Annotated in this window: 6 protein-coding genes; all 6 read left to right on the plus strand. The window is 75.5% G+C overall.

Annotation, left to right across the window (positions count from 1 at the left end; all coding sequences use genetic code 11):
• The first annotated feature begins 16 nt into the window (after positions 1-16).
• The 6 genes from KME79_RS26185 to KME79_RS26210 all read left to right on the plus strand — a co-directional run bounded on the left by KME79_RS26185 (position 17) and on the right by KME79_RS26210 (position 13,531).
• Complete coding sequence (locus tag KME79_RS26185) at positions 17-7,537, plus strand: type I polyketide synthase (protein WP_219546750.1); 7,521 nt, start codon at positions 17-19, stop codon at positions 7,535-7,537.
• 10 nt (positions 7,538-7,547) lie between these two features.
• Positions 7,548-8,567 carry a 3-oxoacyl-ACP synthase III family protein gene (locus KME79_RS26190; protein WP_219546751.1) on the plus strand — a complete coding sequence of 340 codons (1,020 nt, stop codon included), beginning with the start codon at positions 7,548-7,550 and terminating at the stop codon, positions 8,565-8,567.
• The gene (locus KME79_RS26195) at positions 8,564-10,252 is read left to right on the plus strand and encodes a fatty acid CoA ligase family protein (protein ID WP_219546752.1); all 1,689 of its coding nucleotides are present in this window, start codon (positions 8,564-8,566) and stop codon (positions 10,250-10,252) included. Before KME79_RS26190 ends, KME79_RS26195 begins: the two co-directional genes overlap by 4 nt.
• Positions 10,249-11,217 carry an NAD-dependent epimerase/dehydratase family protein gene (locus KME79_RS26200; protein WP_219546753.1) on the plus strand — a complete coding sequence of 323 codons (969 nt, stop codon included), beginning with the start codon at positions 10,249-10,251 and terminating at the stop codon, positions 11,215-11,217. Before KME79_RS26195 ends, KME79_RS26200 begins: the two co-directional genes overlap by 4 nt.
• Positions 11,214-12,125, plus strand: coding sequence for an alpha/beta fold hydrolase (locus KME79_RS26205; RefSeq protein ID WP_219546754.1), 912 nt, complete (start codon positions 11,214-11,216; stop codon positions 12,123-12,125). Before KME79_RS26200 ends, KME79_RS26205 begins: the two co-directional genes overlap by 4 nt.
• Positions 12,126-12,232: 107 nt before the next feature.
• Complete coding sequence (locus KME79_RS26210) at positions 12,233-13,531, plus strand: family 43 glycosylhydrolase (RefSeq protein ID WP_219546755.1); 1,299 nt, start codon at positions 12,233-12,235, stop codon at positions 13,529-13,531.
• Positions 13,532-13,582: the final 51 nt, after the last annotated feature.

The following is a 13,582-nucleotide window of genomic DNA, read 5'->3' on the forward strand; positions in this document are numbered from 1 at the left end:
ACAGGAAAGGTGGCATATGAGCGCAGGCGGGAACGAGCGGACATGGCCGGGGCGAGCGGTGGCGATCGTGGGCGTGGGCTGCCGGCTTCCCGGCGGCATCCGCGACCTCGACGGACTGTGGCAGGCCCTGCTGCGCGGTGACGACCTGGTCGGCACCGTGCCGCCGGACCGGTTCGAGGCCGAGCGGTACGTCGACGAGTCCCTCCCGCGCCCCGACCGCAGCTACACGCGGGCGGGCGGCTTCCTCGACGACCTCACCGGCTTCGACGCCGCCTACTTCGGGATCTCGCCCAAGGAGGCGGCCTCGATGGACCCGCAGCAGCGGCTGCTCCTGGAGATGGCCGCAGAGGCGCTCGACGACGCCGGCATCGCCCCGGCACGCCTGGCGGGGACCGACACGGGGGTGTTCGTCGGCGTCTCCGATCCTTCGTACGGGGTGCTGCAGGCGCTGGAGCCCGGCGGGATCGGCCCCTACTCGATGTCGGGCAGCGCGTTGTCGATCGCGGCCAACCGGCTCTCGTACGCCTTCGACCTGCGCGGGCCGAGCATGAGCATCGACACCGCCTGCTCGTCGGCGCTGCAGGCGGTGGAGCGCGCCTGCCGGGCGCTGGTCGACGGCTCCACGCGGACGGCGCTGGCCGGGGGCGTGAACGTGCTGCTGAGCCCGACCGGGTTCGTCGGGTTCAGCCAGGCGTCGATGCTGTCGCCGACCGGGCGGTGCCGGGCGTTCTCGGCCGACGCCGACGGGTTCGTCCGGTCGGAGGGCGGTGGCGTGGTCGTGCTCAAACGGCTGGAGGAGGCGCTCGCCGACGGCGACCGGATCCACGGTGTCATCGTGGGCGCCGCCGCCAACAACGACGGCCGCACGATGGGGCTGGCGCTGCCCCGTACCGAGGCGCAGGAGGCACTGCTGCGGCAGGTGTACCGGGAGGCCGGGATCAGCTCGGACGAGGTCGCGTACGTGGAGGCGCACGGCACCGGCACCCAGGCGGGCGACCCGGCCGAGTGCGGGGCGCTGGGGCGGGCGCTGGGCACGGCGCGGTCGGGCGGCCCGCTGCCGATCGGCTCGGTCAAGACGAACCTGGGGCACCTGGAGCCGGCCTCGGGCATGCCGGGGCTGTTCAAGGCGCTGCTGGTGCTGCGGCACGGGACGATCCCGGCGTCGCTGCACGCCTCGACGCTCAACCCGGCCATCGACTTCGACGGGCTCGGGCTGAGCGTCGTCACCCGGCCGCGCCCGCTGCCCGAGACGGGCGGCCGGGCGGTGGTCGGGGTGAACTCGTTCGGGTTCGGGGGCGCGAACGTGCATGTGGCGGTGGCCGCGCCGCCCCTCCGAGCGGCGCCGGCGCGGCCGGAGGGGGCCGCGCCGGTGCCTGTCGTCGTGTCGGCCCGGGCCGCGGGCGCGCTGCCGGAGGCCGTCGCGCGGGCGGCCGAGCACCTGGCGTCGGTGGACGAGGGTGACTTCTACGACGTGGCCTACACCGCCACCCGGCGGCGCGGCCTGCACCGGCACCGCGCCGTGGTGCTCGCCGCGTCCGCGGCGGAGGCGGCGGGCAGCCTGTCCGGTCTGTACGGTTCGTCGCCGGTGATCGGGGAGGCGGTGGAGCGGGGCCGGGTGGCGCTGGTGTTCTGCGGCAACGGCTCGCAGTGGGCCGGGATGGGCGCCGGCCTGCTGAGTGATCCTGCCTTCCGTAAGGCCGTCGAGGCCGTGGACGACGAGCTGGCGACCCGGCTGAGCTGGTCGGTGCTGGAGGAGCTGACGCTGCCCCCGGACCGGTGGCGGCTGTCGGCGACCGAGCGGGCCCAGCCGCTGCTCTTCGCCGTCCAGGCCGGGCTCGCCGGGATGCTGGAGGCGGCGGGCGTGCGGGCGGGGGCGGTGCTCGGTCACAGTGTCGGCGAGGTGGCCGCCGCGTACGTCGCCAAGGCGCTCTCGCCCGCCCAGGCCGCGCAGGTGATCGCCGAGCGCGGTCTGGCGCAGGCCGCGACGCGTGGGCAGGGCCGGATGGCGGCGGTCGGGCTGCCCGAGGCCGAGGCCCGGCAGCTCCTGGCCGGTTACCCCGGGGTGGAGGTGGCCGCGGTCAACTCCGACCGCGACGTCACGGTCGCGGGGCCAGGGGCGGCGCTCGGAAGGCTGGGCGGGGATCTGGCGGCACGCGAGGTGTTCTTCCGCGAGCTGGACGTGGACTATCCGTTCCACAGCGCGGCCATGGACGGGGCTCGCGAGCCGCTCCGCGCGGCGCTGGCCGACCTGCGGCCGTCGCGGACGCGGATCCCCATGGTGTCGACCGTGACCGGCGAGCCGCTGACCGGCGAGGAGCTCGACGCGACGTACTGGTGGCGCAACGTAAGGCGGCCCGTGCGCTTCTCGGCGGCGGTCGAGCGGGTGCTCGCCGACGGGTTCGACGTGCTGGTGGAGGTGGGCCCGCACCCGGTGCTGCAGTCGTACCTGCGCCGCGTCGCGGCCGCCGCCCGCATCCGCGCCGCCGTGGTGCCGACGCTGCGGCGTGCCGCTGTGGAGGAGACCGCCGCGACAGGCGCCGAGGTGCCAACCGTGCGGCGTGCCGCTGTGGAGGAGACCGCCGCGAGCGCCGCCGTCGGCTCGGCGGTGGCGGCGGTCGTCGCGGCCGGGGGTGACGTCGACTGGGACCGCTACTTCCCGCGGCCGGGCCTCGTACGGTCGCTGCCCGCGTATCCGTGGCAGCGGCAGCGGCACTGGCTGGGCGGCCCGCTGACCTGGGTGCGCACGATCGGCGACCCCGAGATCACGCACCCGTTGCTGGGCCAGCGGCTGCCCGCGCTCGACCCTTCCTGGTACGGGGAGATCGACCAGGTCCGGGTGCCCTGGGTGACCGACCACCGGGCGGGCGGGGCCGCCGTGATGCCCGCGACCGGCTACGTGGAGATGGCGCTGGCGGCGGGCCGGCAGGCGATCCCGGACGCCGGCGAGGCGATCGAGGTCGACCGGGTGAGCATCACCCGCGCGCTGGTGGTGCCGGGGCCGGGCGCGGAGCCGGTCTGCGCGCAGACGTCGCTGTCCGCCGAGACGGGCACGATCACGGTGGCGAGCACGACGCGGCGCGGGCAGCATCCGCGCGAGCACTTCCGGGCGCGGGTCCGGCCGCTGCTACGCCCGGCCCCGGCGCCGCTCGACCTGGCGGAGCTGCGCGCCCGCGTCGCCGAGCCCGTGGACGTGCCCGCCTACTACGCGCGGGCCGCCGAGGGACGCATGGTGTGGGGTCCGGCGTTCCGGGTGCTGACGGGGTTGTGGCGGGCCCCGGGCGAGGTGCTGGGCACGTACACGTGCCCTGACCAGCGGGACGAGCGCTACCAGGCGCATCCCGTACTGTTCGACAGCGCCCTGCAGGCGGGCGTGCTGTGGCTGGTGGACGCGCTGGTGGGCGGCACGGGTTATATGCCTGCCGCGATCGGGTCGGTCCGGCTCTGGGGCAGACCGGCTCCGGAAGGTTTCCTGCATGTACGGGAACGTTCCAGTTCTGTCGAGGAGGTGTGCTGGGACATCACGGTCACCGGGGACGACGGCCGGGTGGCGGCCGAGATGGAGGGGGTCAGGCTGCGCAGGACGCCCGGCCTGCACGCCACGCGGACCGAGCGCTACCACGTCGAACTACGGGCGGCGCCCCGGCCCGGGGAGCCGGCGGACGCCTGGCCGGGGCCCGATCCGGCGGGCATACTCGCGGTGGCTTCCGCGCGGCTGGACGAGGTGCGCTCGGCCTGGCGTGAGCTGCGCTACCCGGAGTACGCGGCCAAGCTGGAAGAGACGTTCGCCCGTACGCTCGGCGCGGCGCTGGCGGCCTTGACCGGCGGTGGCGAGCTGACCGTCGACGATCTGGCCGCCGCCTGCCGGGAGCCGCACCACCGTGCGCTGGTCCGGGCGGCGCTGCCGCTGCTGGAACGGCACGGCGTGCTGGAACGCCGCGGCGAGCGGGAGGTGCGCCTGGCCCCGCCCGCACCGGTCACGACCGAACTGCGGCGGCTGGCCGTGGCGGGGGCGGCGTTCCCCGCGCAGACGGCGCTGGCGGTGCGGGCCGGGCTGCGGCTGCGCGAGGTGCTGGCCGGGGAGGTCGCGGCCGGCGACGTGCTCGGCGCGGACGGGGCCGGGGAGCTGCTGGACCAGTACCACGACGTGGGGCCGGCGAGCCTGTTCGCGAACCGGCTCGCGCGGGCGCTGGTGGAGCAGGTCGTCAAGGGGTGGCCGGCCGACCGGCCGCTGCGGATCCTGGAGGTGGGCGCGGGGACGGGCGGCACCACGGTGACGTTGCTGCCGATCCTGCCGGTCGACCGGGTTCGCTACACGGTGACCGACGTGGCCGAGCCGGTGCTGGCCCGGTTGCGGCAGCGGCTGTCCGGGGTGGACGTCGCCGAGTTCGGCCTGCTCGACCTGGACGCCGACCCGGTCGGGCAGGGGTGGCCGGCCGGCGGGTTCGACTTCGTGGTGGCGGCCGGGTGCCTGCATCTCGCGCGTGACCTGCCCTGCGCCCTCCGCGGGCTGGGACGGCTCCTCGCCCCGGGCGGCAAACTGCTCGTCGCGGGACCGCACCGGGCCGGACCGCTGCTGCCCTTCCTGGGGCTGACACCGGAACTCTGGGGCCCCGACGCGCTGCCGTCCGCCCAGCGGTGGCCGGAGCTGCTGGCGGAAGCCGGATACGCCGACATCATCCAGACCGGCCCTGAACAGGACCCTGAAGCGGGCGACTTCTCCGTACTCCTCGCCACCTCTCCCCCCGACCACATGGCGGAGAGGATCGCCGGCGGCAGTGCGGACGGCGTGTGGGTCGTCGCTGCGGAGGACGACGGGGATCCGCTCGCCGTCGAGCTCGCTTCGTTGCTGCGGGAGCGGGGTGGGCGGGCGAATGTGGCGCCTCTCGCCGATGATCCCGCCGCGTGGGCGGCCGGGGCCTTGTCGGCGAACATGGTCACGTTCGCGGTCGTCCTCGGCGGCACAGGCCCGGAGGACGCCGTCGAACGGATCACCCGCCGGGCCGCGGCGCTCCGCGCGATCGCCCTGGCCTGCGAGCAACTGCCGCACCACGTCCAGGTGAGGCTGTGGCTGGTGACCCGCCCATGCGGCGCGCTCCCGGAGCCGGGACCAGCCGACGACGTCTACGCCGGAAACACCAACCCGGTGAAGACCGCCGACCCCGCGTACCCCGAGAACGCCGCCGACCCCCTACAGACCATCCACCCCGAGGATGCCGCCACCTGGGGGACGGTGCGGTCGCTCGGGAACGAGCAGCCCCAGTTGGACGCCCGGCGGGTGTGCCTGCACCGTAGTGGCGACGTCCGGCGCGACGCGGCGCGGCTGGTGGCGGAGCTGGTGTCGGCCGGGGAGGACGACGAGATCCTCCTCACTCGCCGGGGCCGGTTCACGCCGCGTCTGGTGAGGTCGGCGCCGCCGTCCGTCCCCGCCGGCCGCCGGGGCGCGTACCGGCTGGCGGTGCGTGACCCGGGGCTGTCGTACGAGCTCTGCTGGGAACAGGCTGAGATCCCGGAGCCCGGGCCGGGCCAGGTGCTGATCGAGGTACGGGCGATCGGGCTGAACTACCGCGACGTCATGTTCACGGTCGGCCTGCTCCCGTCGGAAGCGGTCGAGGCGGTCTTCGGCGGCCACGAGCTGGGCCTGGAGTGCGCCGGCACCGTCACCGCCGTGGGGCCGGGCGTCGTCCGGCTGAGGCCCGGCGACCGGGTGATGGCCGCGGGCCCGGTGGGGTTCGGCAGCCACGCGGTGGCCGAGGAGTGGACGGCCGTCCGGATCCCCGACAGTCTCACCTTCGCCGCGGCGGCCACGCTGCCGATGGCGTTCTCGACCGCCTACCACTCGCTGCACGGGTGCGCGCGGCTCCGGCCCGGCGAGACGCTGCTGGTGCACGGCGGCGCGGGCGGGGTCGGCCTGGCCGCGCTGGAGTACGCCAGGCACGCCGGCGCGCGGGTGATCGCCACGGCGGGCAGCGAGGCCAAGCGCGACCTGCTGCGGGCGCTGGGCGCCGCGCACGTGCTGGACTCGCGCAGCCTGCGCTTCGGCGAGCAGGTCAGGGAGCTGACCGGGGGCCGCGGCGTGGACGTCGTGCTCAACTCCCTGGCCGGGGAGGCCATCAGCCGCGGCCTGGAGTGCCTGCGGCACGGCGGCAGGTTCGTCGAGCTGGGCAAGCGCGACATCTACGAGAGCAGGCACGTGGCGCTGCGGCCGTTCGGCGACAACATCGCGTTCTTCGGCGTGGACGTGGGCACCCTCATGTGGAAGGACCCGGCGCTGATGGCCGAGCAGATGACGGCCGCGTTCCAGCACGTGCACGACCAGCGCCCGCTGCCGCACACGGTGTTCCCGGCCGAGCGGGTGGCCGACGCGTTCGCCCTGATGCGGCACTCCCGGCACATCGGCAAGGTCGTCGTCTCCCTCGGTGACCCTGTCACGGTGCGGTCCCTGCCCACCCGGCGTCCGGCTGCGGGCACGTACCTGATCACGGGCGGGCTGAGCGGGTTCGGCGCGGAGACGGCGCGGCACCTGGCGCGGGGCGGGGTGCGGCGGCTGGCGCTCGTCAGCCGCCGCGGCGCGGACACCCCGGGCGCGGACACGCTGCTGGAGGAGCTGCGCGGCCTCGGCGCGGCGGCCACCGCGCACGCGGCCGACGTGGCCGACCGCGACGCCATGCGGGACATCCTGCGCGAACTGGACGCTTCCGGCCACCCCGTGCGCGGCGTCGTGCACGCCGCCATGCATCTCGACGACGCGGCGCTGGCCGATCTCTCCGACGACCGGATCCGGGCGGTCCTGCGCCCCAAGGTCGCGGGCGCGCTGGTGCTGGACCAGCTCACCGCGGACCTGCCGCTGGAGGCGTTCGTGCTGTACTCGTCGCTGACGACGATCGGCAACATCGGGCAGTCGCCGTACGTGTCGGCGAACCTGTTCCTGGAGGCGCTGGCGCGACGGCGGCGGGCCCGGGGCCTGCCCGCGCTCGCGGTCTGCCTGGGCGCGCTCGCCGGCACCGGCGTGCTGGCGCACGGCACGCAGGCCGAGGCGCTGAAGCGGTTCGGCATCGACTCGGTGGACCCCGCCGTGGCGCTCGCCGCCGTGGACGCCATGCTGGCCGACGGGGCCGACGTGGCCGTGGTGGGCCGCTGCGACTGGGCCAGGCTGCGGCAGACGCTCCCCGGCCTGCGACGGCCGTGGCTGTCGGCGGTGCTGCCGCCCGGCGCCGATCAGGCCCCCGACACCGGCGACCTGCTGTCGGAGCTGGCCACGATGACCGGCGACGAGGCGCACGAGCACGTCGTCGAGCAGATCACCGGCCTGCTGTCCGCGGTCCTGCTCGTCCCGGCCGCAGACATCGCCCCCGACCGGCGGTTGGACGAGTACGGCCTGGACTCGCTCATGGCCACGCAGCTGCTGCTGTCCATGCGGCACGCGTTCGGGGTGGACATCCCGCCGATGGAGCTGATCCGCAGCGCCGGGACCGTCACCGACATCGCCCGTACGGTGCTCCTCCACCTGGGGCTGCACTCCACGCGTCCGGCTTCCTGAGGAGACCGCCATGGCTTCCGTGCACGCCCGGGTGGCCGGTGTGGCCGCCCACCTGCCCGAGACCACGATGACCACCGCGGAGGTGGAGGACCGGCTCGCCGCCCGCAACCCCGGGCTGGTCCTGCCCCGGGGAGTGATCCACAACGGCAGCGGCGTCCGCCGCAGGCACGTCGCCCCGCCAGGGGAGAAACCGTCGGACCTGGCCGCGCACGCCGCCCGCGCGCTGCTGGACGAGCAGGACCTGCACGCCCGCGACCTCGACCTGCTCGTCTACGCGGGGGTGACCATCGACCTCGTCGAGCCCGCGACCGCGCACGTCGTGGCGGCGAAGCTGGGCGCCGGCTGCCCGGTGTTCGACGTGCGCAACGCCTGCAACAGCGTGCTGAACGCGATCCAGGTGGCGGAGGCGCTGATCGTCACCGGCCGGCACCGGCGGGTGCTGATCTGCTGCGGCGAGCTGCCGACCGCGTTCATGCCGTGGACGCTCTCCGGCGCCGACGAGTTCATGACGGTCGCCGCCGCCTACACGGTGTCGGACGCCGGGGCCGCGCTGCTGCTGGAGGCCGCGGCGGAGCCGGGGGTGCTCGGTCATCGGTTCGCCGCCCAGTCCCACGGGTGGGACGCCGCCACCGTGGCGCTGCGGAACCTGACGTCCGACCCGGCGACCGACTGGCCGGTCATCCGCCCGCTCACCGTCGACGCCATCGGACTGATACGCGGCATCGAGGCGACCGACCACGCCGTCTTCTCCGATCCGCTCGCCGACCTCGGCCTCACCTGGGACGACTTCGCCGTCGTGTGCGTGCACCAGGCGTCGCTGCCCGCGCTGTGGAAGTTCTGCGCCCACGTCGGGATCCCGCCGGAGAAGGTCGTCGTCACCATCGTCCAGCACGGCAACCTGGTGGCGGCGACGATACCGGTCCAGCTCGCCCAGGCGGTCGCCGCCGGACGGGTGCGGCGCGGCGACCTGGTCGCGTTCGTCGGCCTGGCGAGCGGGTTCAGCGCCGGCACCGTCGTGGTGCGGTGGTGACCCCGGTGCCGGTGAGCGAGCTGGTCACCCGGGCCGAACGCTGGGCCGCCGACCGGCCGGACACCCTCGCCTGCCAGGTCGGCGGGCGGGCGCCGCGCTCGGCCAGTTACGGGGAGATGGCGCGATCGGTGGAGGAGACGGCGGCCGCGCTGGCGCTCGGCGGGGTGCGGCCCGGCATGCGGACGGTGCTGCTGGTGCGTCCGGGCGTGGAGCTCGGCGTGCTGGTGCTCTCGCTGCTGCGGCTGGGGGCGGTGCCGGTCATGGTCGATCCGGGACTGCCGTACGCGGCCGTCCGGCGGTGCCTGGAGCGGGCCGCGCCGGAGGCGTTCATCGGGGTGCCGCTCGCCCAGGCGGCCCGGCTGGCCCTGGGCTGGGCCCGGCGCACCAGCCGCGTCGTCATCACAGTCGGACCCCGCCGCTTCTGGCCGGGATCGACCCTCGACGCCCTGCGAACCGCCGCCCGCGACCTGACACCGGACCCGCGAGCCGCCACCCCCGGACCCACACCGGCCCCGCGAACGACCGCCCGTGGCGCGGTGCCGGGTCTGCCGGCGCCCGAGCCCGGTGATCTGGCGCTGATCGCGTACACCTCCGGTTCGACGGGGCCGCCGAAGGGGGTGCCGTTGCGGCACCGGCACCTGACGGCGCAGCTCGACCTGCTGGCCGGGCTGGAGCTCATCCGGGCCGGCGCGCCCGTGCTGTCGACGTTCATCCCTTTCGCGCTGGGGGCGGCGGCGCTGGGCGCGACAGCCGTGCTGCCCGATCTGGACCCGCGGCGCCCGCTGCGGTTCGACCCCGCGGCACTGGCCGCGGACATCCGCCGGTACCGGGTGTCCACCCTGTTCGCCGCGCCCGCCCTGCTGGACCGGCTGGCCCGGCACTGCGTGGCCCGCGGCCTGGTGCTGGACTCGCTGGAGACGGTGGCGGTCGCCGGGGCGCCGCTGCCGCTGCCGACGCTGGACCGCGTCCGCGCCTGCGTCCCCGGCGCGGCCCGGGTGCTGTCGGTGTACGGGGCGACCGAGTGCCTGCCGGTGGCCGCGATCGAGGGCGCCGAACTGGTCGCGGCGCACGCCGCACACCGGGGGGCCGGGACATGCCTGGGCCCGCCCCTGCCCGGGGTCGAGGTCCGCGTCATCGGCGTCACCGACGGGCCGATCGCCCGATGGGCCGGGAACCTGACGGTGCCGCCCGGCACCGTCGGGGAGTTCGTCGTCTCCTCCCCCGCCGTCAGCGATCCGTACCTGGAGGACCCGAGGGCCACCGCCCTGGCCAGGATCCCGGACGGCGACCGGGTCTGGCACCGTATGGGCGACCTGGGCCGGCTGGACGAGCACGGCCGGCTGTGGTTCGCGGGCCGCAAGTCCGAACGCGTCCGCGCCCCGGACGGCGACCTCTACACCGACCACGTCGAGACACTCCTGGCCGGAGTGCCGGGTGCGCGCCGCGTCGCCCTGGTGGGCGCCGGCCCACGCCCCGTCCTCGTGGTGGAGCCCGAGCCGGGCTTCCGGCGCGACCTCGTACGGGCCGGGATCCTCGCGGAGGCCGCGCGGCACCCGCGCACGGCGGGCCTGCGCGAGGTGCTGTTCCACCGCCGCTTCCCGGTGGACGCCCGGCACAACAGCAAGATCCGCCGGGACGTGCTCGCCGCCTGGGCGGCCCGGCGGTCGCGCGGAGGCAGCCGGTGAACGTCCTGGTCACCGGGGGCGGCGGGTTCCTCGGCCGTGCCGTGTGCCGCCGCCTGGTCGCGCGCGGCGACACCGTGCGCGCGCTGCACCGCCGCCCGCGTCTCGAACTGGACGCGCTGGGCGTCACCCAGTACCTGGCCGACATCCGCGACCCGGCGGCCGTCCGCGCCGCCGTCGACGGGTGCGAGGCCGTGGTCCACTGCGCCGCCAAGGCCGGGGCGCACGGCGCGTCCCGGGACTTCGCCGAGGTCAACGTGCACGGGACGCGCAACGTGGTGGACGCCTGCGCGGCAGCCGGGGCACGGCTGGTCCACGTGTCGTCGCCGAGCGTCGTGCACAACGGGCGCGACCTGGACGGCGTGGACGAGTCCGTCCCGTACGCCACCCGGTTCACCGCGCCCTACCCGCGCACCAAGGCGGCGGCCGAACGGCTCGTGCTGGCCGGGCCGGCGCCGTCCGTCGCGCTGCGCCCGCACCTCATCTGGGGGCCGGGCGATCCGCACTTCCTGCCCCGGTTCGTGGCGAACCGGCACCGGCTGTGGCTGCTGGGCAGGGCGGACAAGACCATCGACACCGTCTACGTCGACAACGCGGCCGACGCCTGCGTGCTGGCCCTCGACCGGCTGCGGCCCGGGTCGCCGCTGTGCGGGCGGGCGTACTTCATCACCCAGGGCGAGCCGTGCGGTTTCGGCGTCTGGGTGAACGCGCTGCTCGCGGCGGCCGGGCAGCCTCCGGTGCGGCGTCGGCTGCCCGCCGGACCGGCGATGGCGGCGGCCGGGATGCTGGAACGGCTGGCCGCGCAGGGCGGCTGGGAGCCGCCCCTGACCCGGTTCCTGGTGGAGCAGGCGTCCACGGCGCACTGGTTCGACATCTCCGCGGCCCGCCGCGACCTCGGCTACCGGCCACGCGTGAGCATGGCCGAAGGGCTCGCCCGCCTGACCGCCCACCTCTCGGAGTCCCCGTGACGCGTTTCCCCGGCTACCCGTTCACCTCCCGCTGGCACGCCCACCCCGGCGGGCTGCGCCAGCACTACGTGGACGAGGGGACGGGTGCCCCGGTGCTGTTCGTGCACGGCAACCCGTCCTGGAGCTACCTGTGGCGGCGGCCGATCCTGGCCCTGCGTGACCGGTTCCGCTGCGTCGCTCCGGACCACATCGGCATGGGACTGTCCGACAAGCCGGCCGCCCGGGAGTACGACCACACCTTCGCCTCGCGCGTCGACGACCTCGACGCGCTGGTCGGACACCTGATCGCCCACCGGGGCGCCCCCGAGCGGGGCTGGACGCTCGTCATGCACGACTGGGGCGGGCCGATCGGCATGGCGTGGGCCTGCCGCCACCCCGGGCGCGTCGCCCGGCTCGTCGTCCTCAACACGGCGGCCTTCCCCAGCCCGCACGGCGAGCGGGTCCGCCTTCCACTGCGGGCGCCGCTGTGGGTGCTGCGCCGCACCCGGCTCGGCGCGCGGCTGTTCTTGCGGCACAACCTGTTCGCCCGCGGCGCGACCTGGCGTCCGCTCGGCGTTCGCCGCCGCATGCCCGCCGACGTGCGCGCCGCATTCCTCGCCCCGTACGACCGGCCCGAGCACCGGGTGGCCGTCCAGCGGTTCGTGCATGACATCCCGCTGCGGCCGGGCGACCGGGCGTGGCCGCTCCTCGAAGGCACCGGCCGGCGGCTCGACCGGTTCGCCGGGCTGCCGGCCTTCGTCGGCTGGGGGCTGCGCGACCCGGTCTTCGACCCCGCCATGCTGGCCGAGTGGCGGCGCCGCCTGCCCCACGCCAGGGTCGAGGTCTGCCGTCGAGCCGGCCACTACCTCCTGGAGGACGCCCACGAGCGGTTCGTCCCCGCCATCCGCAGCTTCCTGACCGAGACGTAGCGCGGCGGGAGGCCGAGTCTGTCCGAGTGCGTCCGAACCCCTGTCGGACACCTCGGCCGGGGACTTCACTGGGGACCTGACCTGATTACGGATGATCGGAGGTCCTCATGCGGCTCCTCGGCCGGCTCTTCCTGGCGTTCACCGCGGCCACAGTCTGTCTCCCCACGGCCGGTGCGGCGGCGGCCACCGTGGCCCCGACGCCCGTGATCCGCGCCGACTTCCCCGATCCGGACGTCATCCAGGTCGGCTCCACCTTCTACGCGTACTCCACCAGCAGCAGGCCCGGCCGCATCCCGGCCGCCAGCGCCCCGTCCGCCACCGGCCCGTGGACCGTGCGCGGGGACGCGCTGCCGGCCAAGCCGTCCTGGGCGGGCGACGGCGGGTTCTGGGCGCCGGACGTCTCCCGTCTCCCCGACGGCCGCTACCTGATGTACTTCACCGGCCCGAGCACCGCCACCGGGCGCATGTGCGTCGGCGCCGCGACCTCGGCGAACCCGCTCGGCCCCTTCCAGCCGGCCGGCGGCTCGCCGCTCGTCTGCGACGCGGACGAGGGCGGCGACATCGACCCGTCCAGCTTCGTCGACACCGACGGCAAGCGGTATCTGCTGTACAAGAACGACGGCAACGCCGTCGGCCGGCCCACCATCCTGTGGCTGCAGCAGGTCGCGGCCGACGGCGTCACCTTCGTCGGCGGCCGCACCGAGCTCATCCGCGACGACAGGCCCGAGGAGGCCGGCGTCATCGAGGCGCCCGTGCTCGTCAAGCGGCCCTCCCAGTACGTGCTCTTCTACTCGGGCGGCTCCTACATCGGCAACACCTACTTCACCGGCTACGCCGTGTCCCCGTCGCTCACCGGGCGCTACACCAAGGCGTACCGGCCGCTGATGACGACCGCCACCTTCGACGGAGCCGTACAGGGACCCGGCGGGACCGACGTGCTCGGCGACCGCGCCTTCTTCCACGGCTGGGTGGGCGACGCCCGCCACCTGTACACGGCGGCGCTGGGCTGGGCCGGCGACTATCCGGTCGTGCGCGGCAGCCGCGTACGGTACGAGGCCGAGCGCGGCACGCTCAACCGCGCCACCGTCCGCACCGGCGCGGCCGGGGCGTCCCAGGGAGCCGTCGTGGCCAAGATCGACCATGCGGACAGCTGGGTCGACGTCCGGGTGTTCGCGCCGGTCGCCGGGGCCTACACCGCGCACGTCGCCTACGCGGCCGGCTACGGCGACGCGCAGCACCTGGTGACGGTCAACGGGACCACGCGGTTCACCCTGGACTACCCCGACCGCGGCTGGGACAACTGGACGCAGGTCAGGGCCCCGCTCACGCTGAACGCCGGCTGGAACACCCTGCGCCTGCAGCACCGGACGCGCTGGGCGGAGCTGGACCACATCGAGATCGCCTGATCCACGGGCCGGCCGCACCGTCACGTGAAATTTTCACGTGACGGTGCGGCG

This window comes from Nonomuraea harbinensis (assembly GCF_019396385.1).
In the GTDB taxonomy this organism is placed as follows: Bacteria; Actinomycetota; Actinomycetes; order Streptosporangiales; family Streptosporangiaceae; genus Nonomuraea; species Nonomuraea ferruginea.